At 66.1% G+C, this 18081-nt stretch carries 13 protein-coding genes, 1 other RNA gene and 1 pseudogene; 9 read left to right on the forward strand and 6 right to left on the reverse strand.

Annotated elements, in window-relative coordinates; translation table 11 throughout:
• Positions 1-22: 22 nt before the first annotated feature.
• The 6 genes and pseudogenes from G8A07_RS12535 to gyrA all read right to left on the reverse strand — a co-directional run bounded on the left by G8A07_RS12535 (position 23) and on the right by gyrA (position 8230).
• The gene (locus G8A07_RS12535) at positions 23-2047 is read right to left on the reverse strand and encodes a bifunctional 3-phosphoshikimate 1-carboxyvinyltransferase/cytidylate kinase (RefSeq protein ID WP_195797307.1); all 2025 of its coding nucleotides are present in this window, start codon (positions 2045-2047) and stop codon (positions 23-25) included.
• A 15-nt stretch (positions 2048-2062) separates the two neighbouring features.
• Complete coding sequence (locus tag G8A07_RS12540; protein ID WP_195797308.1) at positions 2063-2953, reverse strand: prephenate dehydrogenase/arogenate dehydrogenase family protein; 891 nt, start codon at positions 2951-2953, stop codon at positions 2063-2065.
• Positions 2954-2965: 12 nt separating this feature from the next.
• On the reverse strand, positions 2966-4102 hold the full coding sequence (gene pheA / locus G8A07_RS12545) for a prephenate dehydratase (protein ID WP_371816445.1): 1137 nt from the start codon (positions 4100-4102) through the stop codon (positions 2966-2968).
• Positions 4095-4922, reverse strand: a pseudogene (serC, locus tag G8A07_RS12550) (3-phosphoserine/phosphohydroxythreonine transaminase); the annotation flags it as partial. The gene pheA and the pseudogene serC, both read right to left, overlap by 8 nt.
• Positions 4923-4955: 33 nt before the next feature.
• A complete protein-coding gene (locus G8A07_RS28280) occupies positions 4956-5573 on the reverse strand; it encodes a DUF2059 domain-containing protein (protein WP_371816446.1) in 618 nt (205 codons plus the stop codon).
• Between the two features lie 5 nt (positions 5574-5578).
• Positions 5579-8230, reverse strand: a complete 2652-nt coding sequence (gene gyrA, locus G8A07_RS12560) for a DNA gyrase subunit A (protein WP_195797310.1) — start codon at positions 8228-8230, stop codon at positions 5579-5581.
• A gap of 267 nt (positions 8231-8497) precedes the next feature.
• Between gyrA and ompA the strand changes: the two genes are divergently transcribed.
• The 9 genes from ompA (at position 8498) to prsR (ending at position 18055) form a co-directional block, all read left to right on the forward strand.
• The gene (ompA, locus tag G8A07_RS12565; protein WP_195797311.1) at positions 8498-9145 is read left to right on the forward strand and encodes an outer membrane protein OmpA; all 648 of its coding nucleotides are present in this window, start codon (positions 8498-8500) and stop codon (positions 9143-9145) included.
• A gap of 96 nt (positions 9146-9241) precedes the next feature.
• A complete protein-coding gene (gene ubiG / locus G8A07_RS12570; protein ID WP_195797312.1) occupies positions 9242-9943 on the forward strand; it encodes a bifunctional 2-polyprenyl-6-hydroxyphenol methylase/3-demethylubiquinol 3-O-methyltransferase UbiG in 702 nt (233 codons plus the stop codon).
• 5 nt (positions 9944-9948) lie between these two features.
• Positions 9949-10698, forward strand: coding sequence for a phosphoglycolate phosphatase (gene gph / locus G8A07_RS12575; protein WP_195797313.1), 750 nt, complete (start codon positions 9949-9951; stop codon positions 10696-10698).
• Positions 10699-10744: 46 nt separating this feature from the next.
• Positions 10745-11114: a transfer-messenger RNA gene (gene ssrA / locus G8A07_RS12580) on the forward strand.
• Between the two features lie 180 nt (positions 11115-11294).
• On the forward strand, positions 11295-11417 hold the full coding sequence (locus tag G8A07_RS28085) for a hypothetical protein (RefSeq protein WP_256441108.1): 123 nt from the start codon (positions 11295-11297) through the stop codon (positions 11415-11417).
• A 92-nt stretch (positions 11418-11509) separates the two neighbouring features.
• Positions 11510-12549 (forward strand): IS3 family transposase gene (locus G8A07_RS12585; protein WP_371816447.1). Its coding sequence is split into 2 segments (ribosomal slippage): positions 11510-11696 and positions 11696-12549, totalling 1041 coding nucleotides; the frame shifts between segments, so codons are not numbered across the junction.
• A gap of 570 nt (positions 12550-13119) precedes the next feature.
• A complete protein-coding gene (locus G8A07_RS12590; RefSeq protein ID WP_195797314.1) occupies positions 13120-14502 on the forward strand; it encodes a TIGR03013 family XrtA/PEP-CTERM system glycosyltransferase in 1383 nt (460 codons plus the stop codon).
• A 71-nt stretch (positions 14503-14573) separates the two neighbouring features.
• The gene (prsK, locus tag G8A07_RS12595; RefSeq protein WP_195797315.1) at positions 14574-16694 is read left to right on the forward strand and encodes an XrtA/PEP-CTERM system histidine kinase PrsK; all 2121 of its coding nucleotides are present in this window, start codon (positions 14574-14576) and stop codon (positions 16692-16694) included.
• Positions 16691-18055: a PEP-CTERM-box response regulator transcription factor gene (gene prsR, locus G8A07_RS12600; RefSeq protein ID WP_195797316.1), complete on the forward strand. Its 1365-nt coding sequence runs from the start codon at positions 16691-16693 to the stop codon at positions 18053-18055. Before prsK ends, prsR begins: the two co-directional genes overlap by 4 nt.
• Positions 18056-18081 lie beyond the last annotated feature (26 nt).

Below are 18081 nucleotides of genomic sequence, written 5' to 3' on the forward strand. Positions count from 1 at the left end.
GGCGGGCCCGGGTAAAGACCGTTCAGCCTTGCGAACCGAACGGCCGGCGCTCCCGCCACCAAGCCAGCACCAGGTCCCTCGATTCCTCGATGGTCTGGGCCGAATTGTCCAGCGAAAGCGCGTCTGGCGCGGCCTGCAGCGGCGACGCGCTGCGACCCTTGTCGCGCGCATCGCGTGCCTCAAGATCCGCACGCAAGTCCGCGATATTAGCCGAAATTCCCTTGGAAATCAATTGCTTATGGCGGCGCTCGGCGCGCGTGGTGGCGCTCGCCGTCAGGAAGACCTTGAGCGGCGCGGCCGGGAACACCATCGAGCCCATGTCGCGCCCGTCGGCCACCAGGCCCGGCAGGCGGCGGAAGTCCAGCTGCAGCTGGTTCAGCGCGGTGCGCACCTCGGCATGCACCGCGACCCGCGAGGCCATCAGGCCGGTGGCCTCCTGGCGCAGCGCGTCGCTGACGTCCTCCTCGTCGAGGAAGGCGCGGCCCTGCTCGAAATGCAGGTCCAGGCCGGCCGCGACCCGGGCGACCGCCGGGCCATCGTCCAGGTTGATGCCGGCGCGGCTGGCCGCCAGGCCGGTGGCGCGGTAGAGCGCGCCAGAATCCAGCACCCAGTAGCCCAGCGAGCGGGCCACCTCGTCGGCCAGGGTCCCCTTGCCGGAGGCGGTGGGGCCGTCGATCGTGATGACCGGGATGTCTTCGATGCGGGCCTCGACCACCTCGAACAGGGTCTCGAAGTAGTCCGGGAAGGTCTTGGCGACGCAATGCGGCTCCAGGATGCGCACCGGCACCGGCCGATCCGTCACCAGCGCATTGAAGGCGGCCAGCGAGAAGCACATCGCGACGCGGTGGTCGTCATAGGTGCGGATCGCGGCCGGGCGCCAGGCGCCGGCGCCCAGCGGATGCACGGTGATCCAGTCCGGGCCTTCCTCGACCCGGGCGCCGAGCTTGGCCAGCTCGGCCGCCATCGCGGCGATGCGGTCGGTCTCCTTGACGCGCCAGCTGGCGATATTGCGCAGGGTGCTGGGGCCGTCGGCATAGAGCGCCATCACGGCCAGGGTCATCGCCGCGTCGGGGATATGGTTGCAGTCCAGGTCCAGGGCCTTCAGAGGCCAGGCGCCGCGCTTGACCTCCAGCGCATTCGCCTCGGCGCGCACCTCGGCGCCCATGGCCTGGGCGGCCTCGATGAAGCGCACGTCGCCTTGCAGCGAGCTGCTGCCGACGCCCTCGATGCGGATCGGTGCGGCGCTGGCGGCGATCGCGCCCAGCGCGACGAAATAGGAGGCCGAGCTGGCGTCGCCCTCGACATGCACCGCGCCGGGCGAGCGGTAGCGGCTGCCGGCGGGAATGGTGAAGCGCTGCCAGTCGGCATCGCGGCGCACCTCGATGCCGAAGCGCTTCAGCAGTTCCAGGGTGATGTGGATATAGGGCTTGGAGATCAGCTCGCCGACCACCTCGATCTCGATGTCCCGCTCGGCCACCAGCGGCAGGGCCAGCAGCAGCGCGGTCAGGAACTGGCTCGACACATCGCCACGCACCTTGACCGGCGCATCCAGGCGCAGCGCGGCCTGGCCCTTCAGGCGCAGCGGCGGGTAGCCTTCATGGCCCAGGCAGTCGATGGGGCAGCCCAGGCCGCGCAACGCGTCGACGAGGTCGCCGATCGGGCGCTCGTGCATGCGCGGCACGCCGGAGAGCTCGAAGTCGCCGCCCTGGGTCGCGGCCAGCAGGGCCAGCGCGGCGGTCAGCGGGCGCATCGCGGTGCCGGCGTTGCCCAGGAACAGCTTGGCCTGCTGGACACTCAGGCGGCCGCCGATGCCGGTGACCTTCAGCGGGCCCAGCGGCTCCTGCTCCAGGCGGCAGCCCAGCTCGCGCAGTGCGGCCAGCATCACGCGGGTGTCGTCCGAATCCAGCAGGTCGTGCACCAGGGTCTGGCCCTCGGACAGGCCGGCCAGCAGCAGCACGCGGTTGGAGATGCTCTTGGAGCCCGGCAGGCGCACCGTGCCGGCCGCCGACCGCAGCGGCGGCAGGTCGAGGAAGGGGGTCTTGAACATGGGGGAGAAGGGGATTCAGGAGTCCTTGCGGGAGGCGCCGCGCGGCACGTTCATGTGCCAGTTGGCACGCGCCTCGGCGATCAGGCGGATGCGGGCCTCAAGCTGCGCGGCGTCGCCGCCCTGCATCATGGCCTCCAGCGCGTCCAGCGCCTGGCGGAACAGGCGCGACTGCAGCAGCACCTCGGTCTTGTTGGCCATCAGGATGTCGCGCCAGACCGCCGCGTCGCTGGCGGCGATGCGGGTGAAGTCGCGAAAGCCCGGGCCGGCCAGCGACAGGAAATCGCGCCCCGCCGGCTGACTGGCCACCGCCTGGAAGAAGGCGAAGGCCAGCAGATGCGGCAGATGGCTGACGGCGGCGAAGGCGGCGTCATGGTTCTCCGGCGTCATCTTCAGTACCTGGGCGCCCAGGGCGGACCAGACATCGGTGGCCTTCTGCACCAGGGCGGCATCGGTCTGCGGCAGCGGGGTCAGGATCACCTGGCGGCCCTGGTAGAGCGTCGCGTCGGCATGCTGGACACCGGCCGATTCCTTGCCGGCGATCGGGTGCGCCGGCACGAAGGCCGGCAGCTGCTTGCCGAGCGCGCGCTTGGCGGCGTCGACCACGTCGCACTTGGTCGAGCCCACGTCCATGAACAGCACCTTGGGGTCGACCAGATGCCGCACCGCGCGCAGGGTCGATTCGGTCGCGGCCACCGGCACCGCCAGCAGCACGATGTCCGAGCCGGAGACGGCCAGCAGGGCCGACTCGGCCGCCACGTCGATCACGCCCAGCTTCCTGGCGGTCTCGGTGGTGGAGGGCGATTTGCTGTAGCCGACCACCCGCCTGACCAGGCCGGCCTTCTTCATGGCCAGCGCGAAGGAGCCGCCCATCAGGCCACAGCCGATCACGCCGAGTTGATTGAACATGGAAAAGCTACTTCAGGTCTTGATCGGGTAGGCCCCAATCATCTTGTAAAACGCGCAGATCTGGCGCAATTCCGCCAGCGCGGCGGCCACATGGGGCTCGCTCGGGTGGCCGTCCAGGTCGATGTAGAAGTAGTACTCCCACTGGCCGGTGCGCGCCGGGCGCGATTCCAGCCGCGTCATCGACACGCCATGGGTCTTCAGCGGCACCAGCAGGTCATGCATCGCGCCGGGCTTGTTGGGCACCGAGACGATCAGGCTGGTGCAGTCGCGGCCGCTGACCGGCGGCATCGCCATGGTCTGCGGCAGGGTGATGACGGCGAAGCGGGTGCGGTTGTAGGCCTCGTCCTGCACCGCGTGGGCCGCGATATGCAGGCCGAACAGGGTGGCGGCGCGCTCGCTGCAGATCGCGGCCCAGGCGGGGTTCTCGGCCGCCAGGCGCGCGCCCTCGGCATTGCTGGAGACGGCGCGGCGCTCGGCCCCGGGCAGGTGCTTGTTGAGCCAGTTCTGGCATTGGGCCAGCGCCTGGGGGTGGGCCAGCACCGCCTCGACGCCCTGCAGCGAGTTCTCCTTGCGCACCAGGTTGTGGCGGATCAGCAGGCTGACCTCGCCGACCACATGGGCGGGGGTGTGCAGGAACAGATCCAGCGAGCGGGTGACCACGCCCTCGGTCATGTTCTCGACGCCGACCACGCCGTACTGCGCGCTGCCGCTGGCGGTGGCGTGGAAGACCTCGTCGAAGCTGTTGCAGTAGATCAGGTCGGCGGCGCCGCCGAAATACTCGATCGCGGCCTGCTCGCAGAAGGTGCCCATCGGGCCCAGCACCGCGACGCGCTGCGGCGACTCCAGCGCCAGGCAGGCCGACATGATCTCGCGCCAGATGGCGGCGACATGCTCGCCCTTCAGCGGGCCCTGGTTGGCGTTCTGGATCTTCGCGATCACCTGGGCCACGCGGTCCGGGCGGAAGAAGGGCGTGCCCTCGCGGCGCTTGAGCTCGCCGACCTGTTCGGCCACCTTGGCGCGCTGGTTCAGGGTCGCGAGCAGCTGGCGGTCCAGCGTGTCGATCTCGTTGCGCAGCGCCAGCAGCGCGGGATCGGCCACCGGTTCCGGCGGCATCGGGGTCTTGGGGTGGGTGTCGGCCGGATCAGCCATGGTGCTTCTCAAAGTCCTTCAGGTACGTGACCAGCGCCTGCACGCCTTCCAGCGGCATGGCGTTGTAGATGGATGCACGCATGCCGCCCACCGACTTGTGGCCTTTGAGTTGCAGCAGTCCGCGTTCCCTGGCGCCGGCCAGGAAGGCCTCGTTCAGGCCCTCGTTGCGGAGGTAAAAGGGGATGTTCATGCGCGAGCGGCAATGGGCCGCGACGCGGTTGTCGTAGAAATCGGAGGCGTCCAGCGCCTCGTAGAGCAGGCGTGCCTTGTCGATATTGCGCTGTTCGATCGCCGCCACGCCGCTCTTGCCGGCATAGCGAAAGTTCTTCAGCCACTTGAACACCAGGCCCGCGACATAGATGCCGAAGGTGGGCGGGGTGTTGTACATCGACTGCGCCTCGGCCACGGTCTTGTAGTCGAAGGCCGAGGGGCAGATCGGCAGCGCCTGGCCCAGCAGGTCCTCGCGCACGAACACCAGGGTGACACCCGAGGGGCCGACGTTCTTCTGTGCGCCGCCGAAGGCCAGGCCGACCTTGGCCCAGTCGAGCGGGCGCGACAGCTGATGCGAGGAGCAGTCGATCACCAGCGGTGCATCGCTGCCCAAGGCCTTCAGGTCCGGCAACTCGTGGAACTCGACGCCGTCGATGGTCTCGTTGCTGCACAGGTGCACATAGGCGGCGTCCCGGCGCAACTGCCAGCCGCTCGGCGCCGGGATGTCGGTGTAGCGGCTCGCAGCGCCATCGGCCGCGATCTGCACATCGGCGTAGCGGCGCGCCTCGGCCGCGCTCTTCTTGGACCAGGAGCCGGTGACGACCAGGTCGACCTGGCCGAGAACGCGATCGTGCCGCTGAATCTATCGCGCGGCGGCCGGGGCGGGGCGGGCGGCATTCAGCTTGGCCACGATGCTCTGCTCCAGCGCCTTCAGGCGGGTCTCGATGGTGCTGCGAGTGTCGCCCACCAGCTTCTCGGCCAGCGCGCGCTGCATTTCCGGGCCGATCTGGTTGAACTTCTTGTTGACCGGCGATTCCAGCCAGGTGACCAGTTGCTTCAGCTCGTCCTCGCTGAAGCGCTCTTCCAGAATCGCGCCAACGGTGCTGGGCGCCAGCTTGAGGGCGCGTTCGCGCATCAGCGGCGTGGTCTCGTCGACGAATTTCTTGATGTCCGCCTCGATCGCCTTGGCGGTGGCCTCGCGCTTGTCCTGAGGCAGTTGCTGCAGCGCCTGGCCGGCGCCCTGCATCAGATTGCCGACCGGCTGCTGCAGCATCGCGCGCGACATCGCCTCGAGGCCGGCCTGCTGCGCCTGCAGCGCGCGGGCGACCAGCTCTTTCTTGGCGGGGCTGCTCGTCGGGCTGGCCGGCGTGGCCGCCGGGGCGGCGGCGGTCTGGGCGATGGCGGCGCCGCCGGCGGCGATCAGGGTGGCCGCGGTCAGGGTGCGGAAGCGGGCGGGGAAGGACTTGCTGGAGTGGGACAAGATATTCATTCCTGGTTGCTACTGCTGCTGTCGTCGCCGGCATCGGCGTCCGGGGTGGCGTCCGGAGTGGTGGATTCGCCGCTTTCGTTGGCGTCGTTCTCGACGATGCGCTGCAGGCCCGAGAGCTTGGCGCCATCGTCCAGCGCGATCAGGGTCACGCCTTGGGTGGCGCGGCCCAGCTCGCGGATCTCGCTGACGCGGGTGCGCACCAGCACGCCCTTGTCGGTGATCAGCATGATCTCGTCATCGGCATGCACCAGGGTCGCGGCGACGACACGGCCGTTGCGCTCGCTCTGCTGGATCGCGATCATGCCCTTGGTGCCGCGGCCGTGGCGGGTGTACTCGGTGATCGCGGTGCGCTTGCCGTAACCGTTCTCGGTGGCGGTCAGCACGCTCTGGTTCTCGTCCTCGGCCACCAGCATCGCGATCAGGCGCTGATCGGGCTCCAGCATCATGCCGCGCACGCCGCGGGCCTGGCGGCCCATCGGGCGCACATCGTCCTCGTCGAAGCGCACTGCCTTGCCGCCGTCGCTGAACAGCATCACGTCATGCTTGCCGTCGGTCAGCGCGGCGCCGATCAGGTGGTCGCCCTCGTCCAGGTCGACCGAGATGATGCCGGCCTTGCGCGGGTTGCTGAAGTCCTTCAGTGAGGTCTTCTTCACGGTGCCCATCGCGGTGGCCATGAAGATGAAATGGTCCTCGGGGAAGGTGCGGAACTCGCCGGTCAGCGGCAGCACGACGGTGATCTTCTCGTCCTGCTGCAGCGGGAACATGTTGACGATCGGCTTGCCGCGCGAGTTGCGCGAGCCCTGCGGCACTTCCCAGACCTTCAGCCAGTAGACGCGGCCGCGGTTGGAGAAGCACAGGATCCAGTCATGCGTGTTGGCGATGAAGAGCTGGTCGACCCAGTCGTCGTCCTTGGTCTGGGTGGCTTGCTTGCCGCGGCCGCCGCGCTTCTGGGCGCGGTATTCGCTCAGCGCCTGGCTCTTGATGTAGCCGGTGTGCGAGAGCGTGACCACCATGTCGGTGGGCGTGATCAGGTCTTCTGTGCCGAGTTCCTGGGCGTTGTGCTCGATCAGGCTGCGGCGCGCGCCGATCTTGGTCTGGCCGAACTCCTGGCGCACCTGGATCAGCTCCTCGCCGATGATCACGGTGACGCGCTCGGGCTTGGCCAGGATGTCCAGCAGGTCGGCGATGACGGCCATCACGTCCTTGTACTCGCTGACGATCTTGTCCTGCTCCAGGCCAGTCAGGCGCTGCAGGCGCATCTGCAGGATCTCGCCGGCCTGGTCTTCCGACAGGCGGTACAGACCGTCGGCCTGCATGCCGTAATGCACCGGCAGGCCCTCGGGGCGGTAGGCCGCGCTGCCACCCTCGGCGCGCGTCAGCATCTCGCGCACCAGCGAGCTGTCCCAGCTCTTGCTCATCAGCGCCGCCTTGGCCACCGGCGGGGTCGGCGAGGTCTTGATGGTCTCGATGAACTCGTCGATATTGGCCAACGCGACGGCCAGGCCTTCCAGCACATGGCCGCGGTCGCGCGCCTTGCGCAGCTCGAAAATGGTGCGGCGGGTGACGACCTCACGGCGGTGCTCCAGGAACACCGAGATCAGGTCCTTCAGATTGCACAGCTTGGGCTGGCCGTCGACCAGCGCAATCATGTTCATGCCGAAGCTGTCCTGCAGCTGGGTTTGCTTGTACAGATTGTTCAGCACCACCTCGGGCACTTCGCCGCGCTTGAGCTCGATCACGACGCGCATGCCGGATTTGTCCGACTCGTCCTGGATGTGGCTGATGCCCTCGATCTTCTTCTCGTGGACCAGCTCGGCGATGCGCTCGAGCAGGGTCTTCTTGTTCACCTGGAACGGGATCTCGTCAACGATGATGGCCTGGCGCGAGCCACGGTCGATGTCCTCGAAATGGACCTTGGCGCGCATCACCACCTTGCCGCGGCCGGTGCGGTAGCCGTCGCGCACGCCGGCCATGCCGTAGATGATGCCGGCGGTCGGGAAGTCCGGTGCCGGGATGATCTCCATCAGCTCGTCGATCGAGCAGTCCGGGTTCTTCAGCGCGTGCAGGCAGGCGTCGACCACCTCGTTGAGGTTGTGCGGCGGGATGTTGGTGGCCATGCCCACCGCGATGCCGGTGGCGCCGTTGACCAGCAGGTTGGGCAGCCGGGTCGGCAGGACCAGGGGTTCCTTTTCGCTACCGTCATAGTTGGGACCGAAATTGACCGTTTCCTTGTCGATATCGGCCAGCATTTCATGCGCGATTTTGTCCAGCCGGATTTCGGTATATCGCATGGCTGCGGCGTTATCGCCGTCCACCGAGCCGAAATTGCCCTGGCCGTCGACCAACATATGGCGCAGCGAGAAATCCTGGGCCATACGCACGATCGTGTCGTACACCGCGGTATCGCCGTGCGGGTGGTATTTACCGATCACGTCGCCGACGATACGGGCCGATTTCTTGTATGGCCGGTTCCAGTCGTTGTTCAGCTCGTGCATCGCGAACAGCACCCGGCGATGCACCGGCTTCAGGCCGTCGCGCGCGTCGGGCAGGGCCCGGCCGACGATCACGCTCATCGCGTAGTCGAGGTAGGAGCGCCGCATCTCCTCTTCGAGGCTGATCGGCAGAGTTTCCTTGGCGAATTGGGTCATGCGATGGTGAGACGCGCGGCCGCAGCGGGCCCGCGCCTGCGTCGATAGAGGCTGAAAGCGGGAATTCTAATTGCGCCGCGCTGTAGTACCTGCGCAACATTGAGCGTATAGCTAACGAAGAGGCCCGCCACAATGCAGACGTCCCGATGCCCTATGGCACAATCGCTCAGTCCCTAGGAGAAACCCGTAGCAAGGTGTCTCCTAAGGTTTTGTTCCAGCTTCGGACAATTTCGCAGGGCAACTGCGGCCTTCCTTGAGAGGAGAATCATGAAGAAACTGAACCGCGTGGCGTCGCTCTTCGCAGTCGCTGCTGTTGCCACGTCTGGCGCATTCGCTCAGACCGTGGATAACTGGCGTGCAACGGATGGCACCGTTTGGAAGAACGGTACCAACGAACTGTGCTGGCGCGATTCCAACTGGACCCCGGCTACCGCCGCGAAGGATTGCGACGGTGCACTGAAGCCGGTGCCCAAGGCTGAGCCTGCTAAGCCAGCCACGACCCCCGCGCCGACCCCCGCGCCGAAGCCTGCCGCTCCGGTCGTCCCGCCCGCTCCCGTGAGCGAAAAGGTGACCTTCGCCGCCGACGCCTTCTTCGACTTCGACAAGTCGGTGCTGAAGTCGGAAGCCAAGGCCAAGCTGGATGACCTGGTCTCCAAGACCGGTGGCATCAATCTGGAAGTCATCATCGCCGTGGGTCACACCGACTCCGTCGGCACCGATGCCTACAACCAGAAGCTGTCGGTCAAGCGCTCGGAAGCCGTGAAGGCCTATCTGGTCTCCAAGGGTGTCGAGAAGAACCGCGTGTACACCGAAGGCAAGGGCGAGAAGCAGCCCGTCGCCGACAACAAGACCGCCGAAGGCCGCGCCAAGAATCGCCGCGTGGAAATCGAAGTGGTCGGTACCCGCAACAAGTAATGTGTCCGGCGGCCTTGTGCCGCCTGCGCTTACCAACCCCGCCTCGGCGGGGTTTTCTTTTTTGTGGCGGCCCATCCGCTACCATGCCGATCCATCATGATCAATGCCGACCCCCAAGAGCTCGCCAAGTTCGGCGAACTGGCCCACCGCTGGTGGGATCCCGAGAGCGAATTCAAGCCGCTGCACCAGATCAACCCGCTGCGCCTGGCCTGGATCGACGGCCTGTGCCCGCTGGCCGGGCTGACGGTGCTGGACGTGGGCTGTGGCGGCGGCATCTTGACCGACTCGATGGCGCGCAAGGGTGCCAACGCGCTGGGCATCGACCTGTCGACCAAGCCGCTGAAGGTGGCCCAGTTGCACGCGATGGAGGCGGGCACCGCCAACGTCGACTACCGCGAGATCGCGGTCGAGGCGCTGGCGGCCGAACGGCCGGCCTCGTTTGATGCGGTCACTTGCATGGAGATGCTCGAGCATGTGCCGGATCCGGCCTCGGTGGTGCGCGCCTGCGCCGAGCTGGTCAAGCCCGGCGGCTGGGTCTTCTTCTCGACCCTGAACCGCAACCTGAAGTCTTTCCTGTTCGCGATCGTCGGCGCCGAGTATGTGCTGAAGATGCTGCCGGCCGGCACGCATGAATATGCGCGCTTCCTGAAGCCGGCCGAGCTGGCCGCCTTCGCGCGCGAGGCCGGGTTGGAACTGCACAGCGCCAAGGGCCTGGGCTACAACCCGCTGACGCAGCGCTACAGCCTGAACAGCGACACCGACGTCAACTACATGATCGCCTGCCGCAGGCCGGCCTGACGACGATGAGCGCCACCGTTTCATCCTCCCTGGCGTCGACCGCGCTGCGCACCGACCTGCGCGCGGTGCTGTTCGACCTGGACGGCACCCTGGTCGACAGCGCGCCCGACCTGGCCGGCGCGACCAACGAGATGCTGGCCGCGCGCGGCCTGGCGATGCTGCCGCTGGAGCATCTGCGCCCGATGGTCGGCGCCGGTGCGCGCGGCATGATGGGCCTGGCCTTTGCGGTGACGCCGCAGGATCCGCGCTTCGAGGCGCTGAGAGCCGAATTCTTCGACCGCTACGAGGCGCGCCTGCTGCGCGAAACCCGGCCCTTCGACGGCGTCGCCGCGCTGCTCGACGGCCTGGCCGCGGCAGGCCTCTGCTGGGCCATCGTGACCAACAAGTCCGAGCGCTTTGCGTTGCCGCTCACCGCCGGCCTGGGCCTGGCGCAGCGCGCCGCCGCAGTGATCGGCGGCGACACCACGCCGCATACCAAGCCGCACCCGGCGCCGCTGCTGGAGGCCGCGCGCCGCGCCGGCATCGTGCCCCAGCATTGCCTCTATGTGGGCGACGATGCGCGCGACATCGCCGCCGGTCGCGCCGCTGGCATGCAGACGGTGGCCGTGGCCTGGGGCTATCTGGGGCAGGGCGAGCCGATCGAGGCCTGGGGGGCGGATCTGATCGTCGACACGCCACAGCAGCTGCTCGCGCATGTGATCAGCGCCGCCGCCATTGCTCCGACGGCGAGCGTCGCGATGGAAGTTTCTTCCTGAGCACGGCTCTTGAATTGTCTGCAGCTGGCATAATCTAGGAACTTCTGGGGCCGACCAGGTTTCGACGTGGGTGCGGATCCGGAGTAGGGCATGCCGAGCACCAGTCCGCTCGTAAAACCACTGGAAACAAAGTAACTGCAAACGACGAAAAGTTTGCCCTCGCCGCTTAAACAACGGTGAGCCTCTCAACGGTTGGCCGATGGGCCGGGCCGATGCCGCAAGGCTAGGCTGAGAGGTCATTCACATCGGCTGGCGTCCAGTTGGGTCACACAACCGGGCGCGAGATCTAGTGACTGGCGTTGTTCGTAGCGTGCCCCTGCGCGACGACGGCGTAAGACTCAAATCAGAAGGCTAAGCATGTAGAACTGCCCGGTGATGGCTTGCGGACGGGGGTTCAATTCCCCCCGGCTCCACCATTCAACGATCTCAGGACGTCCCAGACGGTCCCGAGAGATCCGAAAGACCTAATGAATCAATCACTTAGGTCTTTTCTTTTGCCTGCACCATGCCGCTTTGTCCCCGGACGTCCGACTGGCAATGCAGTAACTTTCGCAGTAACCTGAAAAAAGCACGCGAAGCGCGTCAGGAGTTACTGCATGGCTCGCAACCTGATCCCGTCTGATCTGACGATCCGGACCATCAAGTTGGGTGATCCCCGCAGGCGTCTGGGCGACGGCAGTGGCCTGTACCTGCTTCTCTTTGTCTGCGGCGGCTCATGACCTGCCCGGTTTCTCCGAGACATTGATTCCCAGAGAAGATGGCTCCATTCCCCGAGGAGCCCATGAGAAAGAGTCGATTCACGGAAGAGTAGATGGTGGCCGAGGCGGCCAAGAAGCACAAGGTCAGTGAGCCCACGATCTACGCGTGGCGCAAGCACTTCGGCCAGTTGGAGGTGGCCGACGTCAAGCGGCTGAAGGCGCTGGAGCTAGAGAACAGCCGGCTCAAGAAGCTTCTGGCGGAGGCCACGCTGGACAACGCGATCTTGAAGGAAATCAACGAAAAAAAATGGCGAGCCCGCCGGCTCGACGTGCCCAGGTCACCTTCGCTCGCGAGCGGGGCCTGAGCCTGCGTCGGGCTTGCGGGCTCATTGGCATGTCGCGAGCCACGCCCAGCTACAAGCCGCGCCTGCCGGCCAAGGACGCGCCGGTGATCGAGGCGATGAAGGAGTTGTCGGCCCAGTACCCACGCTACGGCTACCGGCGCATCCGCATCTTCCTGCGTCGGCGCGGCTTCGAGCTGAGCTGGTCGCGCACGCATCGGCTGTGGCGTCAGACGGGCCTGCTGGTGCCCAGGAAGCGCTCGCGCAAGCGCATTGCGTCGACAAGGCCGCGCGTACACATGCCCTTCAAGGCCAACATGGTTTGGGCCTACGACTTCGTCTTCGACACCACGGCCACCGGCCAGCAGCTCAAGTGCCTGACCGTCATCGACGAGTACACCCGGGAATGCCTGGCCATCGACGTGGCCGGCTCCATCCGCTCCAAGCGCGTGATCGAGGTGCTGTCGCGCCTAGTGAGCGTGCACGGAGCGCCGCTGTTCATGCGTTCGGACAACGGGCCGGAGTTCGTCAGCCTGGCCATCCTGGAGTGGATCGCTGGCGCCGGCATCGCCACCGTGCTCAACGACCCCTGCAAGCCCTGGCAGAACGGCGCTGACGAGAGCTTCAACGGCAAGTTCCGCGACGAGTGCCTGTCAGTCGAGTGGTTCCGTTCGCGCCGTGAGGCCACGGTCGTCATCGAGTCATGGCGCCAGCACTACAACGAGGTCAAGCTGCACAGCAGCCTGCAATACTTGACCCCGGCGGAGTTCAAGCAGCAACTCCGTCAAGACCTGCAACCCGCCGTCTTCTAGGAATTACTGTCTCGGAATTCCCGAGCAGGTCAGGCGACTCACCTCCTCGGGGATACATGCCGCCATCCTCCTCGCCCGCTCGCTCACCATGTGAGCCTGGCTGAGCTTCGTTCCTAGTCAGTTTTTTTTTGCCATTCCAATTCGCCACGCAGGGCTTTGTGGAATACGCACGCGGCGCCTGGGCTGTGCTTGTAACGGCGGGCTGAAGTTCGGATCTACTGCGGTCGTTACTGGTTCCAGAACGGCTCCGGCGGGTGGCATCCTATGAATTAGGGGTGCCACAAGAAGGCCCTGTTTACCTCGGGCCAACGAGGCTTTTTCCAGGGGCGAAGCACCCTTTAAACGGGGGGCTTTCAAGACCCAGGCAGGAGGGCATGATGCGGCCGCACAGCGGGTTTCATCATCGCAATACCTCGAAGCGGGTCTTCAAAGATCCTGATGCCGAATCAGTGGTACGGCACAGGCGCCGAGCCAGTGTGAGTCGACTAGGCAGCCCAAGAGGTTCAGGGCAGGCAGAAATCCAGCTCGGATGTGGCAATGGTCATCCGGGCAATGCGACTGGGGATGAGCATGGTTCGGATATTCAATCACTATTTGCACAGGCGCACGCTGCTCCAGATTTTCTTTGACGTCGGTCTGATCATCGTGGCCTTGTTTGCCGTGGTGCTGAGTCAAGGAGAAGGGGCCGGCAAGATCATTCCGTTCGCGGCTTCGCATGGCCTGTCGCTGGCGGGCTGCATGTTCGTGATCAATTCCGCCACCGGCTTCTATCAGCATGTGCACAACCGCTCGCTGACCGAATCCTGCGCTCGCGGCCTGCTGGCCCTGCTGATCGCGTTGCCGCTGGCCTACGGCATCTTCAGCCTGCTGCCCAGCAGCGCCGACCACCGCGAACTGATGACCTTCGCCGCGATGGCCGCTGTGGCAGCGGTGCTGGCGCATCGCGTCTATGCCGCGCATTCCAGCGTGCAGGCCCAGGCCAAGACCAAGGTGATGATCTTCGGTTCCGGCGAGGTGGCCAAGACCGTGGGTCTGACGCTGAAGGCGGCCGACCCCCATGTGCACATCGTCGGCTATTTCGCCGGCCCCAATGAAACCCTGCCCGAAGTGGCGCGTGCCGAGTTGATCGAGCCGCAGGGCAGCCTGACCGAAACGGCGCTGCACCTGGGCGTGGACGAGATCGTCGTGGCGCTGTCCGAGCGGCGTGGCGGCAGCATGCCGCTGCGGCAACTGCTGGACTGCAAGCTCTACGGCATCCAAGTGGTCGATATTGCCACCTACTTCGAGAAGACGCTGGCTCAGATCAAGATCAGCCATGTGAATGCGGGCTGGTTGATCTTCGGCGACGGCTTCAACCAGGGCGTGCTGCGGACCGCGGTCAAGCGCGTCTTCGATCTGCTGTTCTCCTCGCTGATCCTGATCCTGACCGCCCCGATCATGCTGATCACGGCGCTGGCGGTGGCGCTGGAATCGCGTGGTCCGGTGTTCTATCGCCAGGAGCGCGTGGGTCTGAACGGCAAGGGCTTCAAGGTCATCAAGTTCCGCAGCATGCGGGCGGATGCGGAGAAGGATGGCAAGCCGCGCTGGGCCAGCAAGAACGACGACCGGGTCACCCGGGTCGGGCGGTTCATCCGCCGCGTGCGCATCGACGAACTGCCGCAGCTGATCAATGTGCTGAAGGGCGAGATGAGCTTGGTCGGGCCGCGCCCCGAGCGCCAGTTCTTTGTCGACGAGCTGGTTGCCAAGATTCCCTATTTCGCGGTGCGCCACAGCGTCAAGCCCGGTGTCACCGGCTGGGCCCAAGTCCGCTACGAATATGGCTCGACCGTCGAAGACTCGATCGAGAAACTGCAGTACGACCTTTACTACGTGAAGAACCACACCCTATTTCTGGATCTGCTGATCCTGCTGGAAACGGTGGCGGTGGTGCTGACGGGCAAGGGCGCACGCTGATCTTCTTGTGCAAGGCCGACTCGGCGTTTGCGCCGATGGCTCGGCGGGTATCGGGCATGGTGGAATGACTCATGCTTGACGGGGAGATCAATATCGGCGTGGCGTCCTATGCCCTGGCCACGCTGAGCTATGCGACGCTGCTGCTGGTCTATCTGACCCGGCTGCTGCGTATGCGCCAGCGGCCGGCCCGGGCCGACCAGAGCTTCTGCCTGGCTCTGCTGCTGAGCCTGTGCTGGTCGCTGCTGGGTTTGGGTTCGCAGGCGCAGGCTTGGTGGTCGCTGGCGGACTTCTGGCTGCCGGTGGTCGATGCGTTGCGCTATGGCGCCTGGTTTGCCTTCGTGCTGCTGCTCCTGCGCCCGGACCCGGGCCAGACGCCGCTGACGCGCTCCCCTCGCTCAATGACCCGCCTCGCCGCCGTCGCGGTGCTGCTGGCGCTGGGCTTGCAGCTGCTGCAGGAGTTGGGACCCTACCGTGCGCATGTCTGGGAGCGCGCGGTGGCCTTTTCGGGCTTGGCGCTGGCGGTGGTCGGCCTGATGCTGGTGGAGCAGCTACTGCGCAACAGCAGCGGCGACGCGCGCTGGGGTGCCAAACCGGTCTGTCTGGCGCTGGGCTCGGTCTTCGTGTTCGATCTCTACACCTTCTCGCAGGCCGCGCTGTTCCAGCAGTTCGATGGCGATGCCTACGGCATCCGTCCCGCGGTTCATAGCGTCGCGGCGCCGCTGCTCTACATCGCGCTGCGCCGGCATCGGGACTGGCTGCTGAAGCTGCATGTTTCGCGCGCGGCGGCCTTCCAGTCGGCCACCCTGCTGATCGCTGGCGCCTACCTGCTGCTGGTGTCCGGCGTCGGCTACTACGTGCGCTACACCGGCGGCAACTGGGGCCGCGCGATGCAGATGGCCCTGGTGTTCATCGGGCTGCTCGCCCTGGTGATGATGCTGTTCTCCGGCGCACTGCGGGCCAAGCTGCGTGTCTACATCAACAAGAACTTCTTCAGCTATCGCTACGACTATCGCGAGGAATGGCTGAAGTTCACCGCGATGCTGTCCTCGCAGAGCTCACCACAGGAGCTCGGCATCTCGGTCATCAAGGGCATCGCGAACTTGGTCGAAAGCCCCAGCGGCGGCCTGTGGCTGCGCCAGAGCGGGCAGGGCGACTATGTGCAGGCCGCCATCTGGAACCTGCAGCCGCGAACGGAGCCGGAGAGCGGCGACGCGCCGATGGCGCAGTTCCTGCGCGGCAGCGGCTGGATTGTGGATCTGGATGAGCTGCGCCGTGCGCCTCAGCATTACCGCGGCTTCGAGGCGCCGGCCTGGTTGCGGGACGATGGCCGCTATTGGCTGCTGGTGCCGCTGCTGGTCGGTCCGGAGCTGACCGGTTTCGTGCTGCTGGGGCATCCGCGCACCCGCATGGAGCTGAACTGGGAGGTGCGTGACCTGCTGCGCACGGCCAGCAGCCAGGCCTCCAGCTACCTGGCGCAGATGCAGGCCACCGAGGCGCTGCTGGAGGCGCGCAAGTTCGATGCCTTCAACCGCATGTCGGCCTTCGTTGTGCATGACCTGAAGAACATCGTCACCCAGCTCTCGCTGATGATGAAGAATGCGCGCCGCTTGCGCGACAACCCCGAGTTCCAGGAAGACATGCTGGCGACCGTCGAGAACTCGCTGGACAAGATGCGCCAGCTGATGCTGCAGCTGCGCGAGGGCGAGGCACCACATGGTACGGCGCATGGCGTCGAGCTGGTGCCGATCGCCAAGCGCCTGGCGGCCTCGGCCGAGGGCAAGGGGCGCGCACTGCGGCTGGACATCCGCGCCTCGGCCAGCACCCGCGGCCATGAGGAGCGCGTCGAGCGCGTGATCGGGCATGCGGTGCAGAACGCCTTCGATGCCACACCCGAGCAGGGTCAGGTTTGGCTGCAGCTGGATGTGGAGGGCAGCTATGCGCGCATCGAGGTCGGTGACACCGGCTGCGGCATGTCCGAGGAATTCATCCGTACCCGGCTCTTCAAGCCCTTCCAGACCACCAAGACCAGTGGCATGGGCATCGGTGCCTTCGAGAGTTTTCAGTACCTGCACGAATTGGGAGGCAAGATCAAAGTGGACAGTGAACTCGACCGTGGCACCAGGATCACCATCCTGCTGCCCTTGTTCCGCGCCTCGCAGGCCTCGGATCTGGGTATGCTGAGCGCCAAATGAGTACGCCGCGTTCTCAACCCCTGCTGATCGTCGAGGACGATCTGGCGCTGCAAAAGCAGATCAAGTGGTCGCTGGACGGCTTCGACTCGGTGCTGGCGGATGACGGCCCCTCGGCTGTGCTGCAGTTCCGCCGCCACTCACCGGCGGTGGTGACGATGGACCTGGGTCTACCGCCCGACCAGGACTCCGTCTCCGAGGGTTTCAAGCTGCTGGAGAAGCTGCTGGAGCTGGATCCGGCGGTCAAGGTGATCGTGCTGACCGGACAGAACGACCAGAGCAATGCGCTGCGCGCGATCCGCCTGGGTGCCTACGACTTCCTGGCCAAGCCGGTGGACCCGGACGTGCTGTCGCTGACGGTGGAGCGCGCCTACCGGCTCTACGAGCTGCAGCAGGAGAACCAGCGCCTGCAGGCAATCCAGCATCCCGATGTGCTGGGCGGGCTGGTTACGCGAGATGCGCGCATGCAAAAGCTCTGCCGCACCATCGAGAAGGTGGCGCCCAGCGATGCCACCGTGCTGCTGCTGGGCGAGAGCGGTACCGGCAAGGAGCTGCTGGCGCAGGGGTTGCATGACGCCTCCAAGCGCAAGGGGCGCTTTGTCGCGATCAACTGCGCGGCGATTCCCGAGAACTTGCTCGAGAGCGAACTGTTCGGCTACGAGAAGGGCGCCTTCACCGGCGCCAACAAGACCACCATCGGCAAGATCGAGACTGCCCATGGCGGCACCCTGATGCTGGACGAGATCGGCGATCTGCCGCATGCGCTGCAGGCCAAGCTGCTGCGCTTCCTGCAGGAACGCACGGTGGAGCGGGTCGGCGGGCGCCAGGAGATCCCGATCGATGTGCGCGTGGTCGGCGCGACCCATCAGGATCTGAAGCAGCTGATCGCCGAGGGACGCTTCCGCGAGGACCTGTACTACCGCCTGGCCGAGATCGTGATCGAGATCCCGCCGCTGCGCGAGCGCCAGGGCGACGCGGTGCTGCTGTCCCACGCCTTCCTGAAGCGCTATGCCAGCGAGCAGCGCCGCCCGCAACTGGCGCTGAGCGAGGATGCCGCGCGCCTGATCGAGAGCTACCGCTGGCCCGGCAATGTGCGCGAGCTGCAGAATCTGATGAAACGCGCCGTCATCATGGCCGACGGCGACCGCCTGACCGGCGAGGATCTGGGCCTGCGCGTGCCCGAGGCGGCGCTCGAGGATGCCGAGCATGTGCTGGACCTGCGCACGGTGCGCGAGCGCGCCGAGCGGCAGGCGGTGGTGACCGCGCTGGCGCGTGCCGACGGCAATATCGTCAAGGCCTCGGAGCTGCTCGGCGTGAGCCGGCCGACCCTGTACGACCTGATGAACCGTTTGCAGATCAAGTAGCCGATACCAAGAACACAACAAGCCGG

The sequence above is a fragment of the Roseateles sp. DAIF2 genome (assembly GCF_015624425.1).
Taxonomy (GTDB): Bacteria; Pseudomonadota; Gammaproteobacteria; order Burkholderiales; family Burkholderiaceae_C; genus Kinneretia.

Bases quoted from the DNA above. Each gene is read 5' to 3' on its own strand.
- gyrA (WP_195797310.1), bottom strand. From the start codon at position 8,230: ATGACCCAATTCGCCAAGGAAACTCTGCCGATCAGCCTCGAAGAGGAG.
- ompA (WP_195797311.1), top strand. From the start codon at position 8,498: ATGAAGAAACTGAACCGCGTGGCGTCGCTCTTCGCAGTCGCTGCTGTT.
- G8A07_RS12535 (WP_195797307.1), bottom strand. From the start codon at position 2,047: ATGTTCAAGACCCCCTTCCTCGACCTGCCGCCGCTGCGGTCGGCGGCC.
- gph (WP_195797313.1), top strand. From the start codon at position 9,949: ATGAGCGCCACCGTTTCATCCTCCCTGGCGTCGACCGCGCTGCGCACC.
- G8A07_RS12590 (WP_195797314.1), top strand. From the start codon at position 13,120: ATGGTTCGGATATTCAATCACTATTTGCACAGGCGCACGCTGCTCCAG.
- G8A07_RS28085 (WP_256441108.1), top strand. From the start codon at position 11,295: ATGGCTCGCAACCTGATCCCGTCTGATCTGACGATCCGGACCATCAAG.
- pheA (WP_371816445.1), bottom strand. From the start codon at position 4,102: ATGGCTGATCCGGCCGACACCCACCCCAAGACCCCGATGCCGCCGGAA.
- prsR (WP_195797316.1), top strand. From the start codon at position 16,691: ATGAGTACGCCGCGTTCTCAACCCCTGCTGATCGTCGAGGACGATCTG.
- ubiG (WP_195797312.1), top strand. From the start codon at position 9,242: ATGATCAATGCCGACCCCCAAGAGCTCGCCAAGTTCGGCGAACTGGCC.
- prsK (WP_195797315.1), top strand. From the start codon at position 14,574: ATGCTTGACGGGGAGATCAATATCGGCGTGGCGTCCTATGCCCTGGCC.
- G8A07_RS12540 (WP_195797308.1), bottom strand. From the start codon at position 2,953: ATGTTCAATCAACTCGGCGTGATCGGCTGTGGCCTGATGGGCGGCTCC.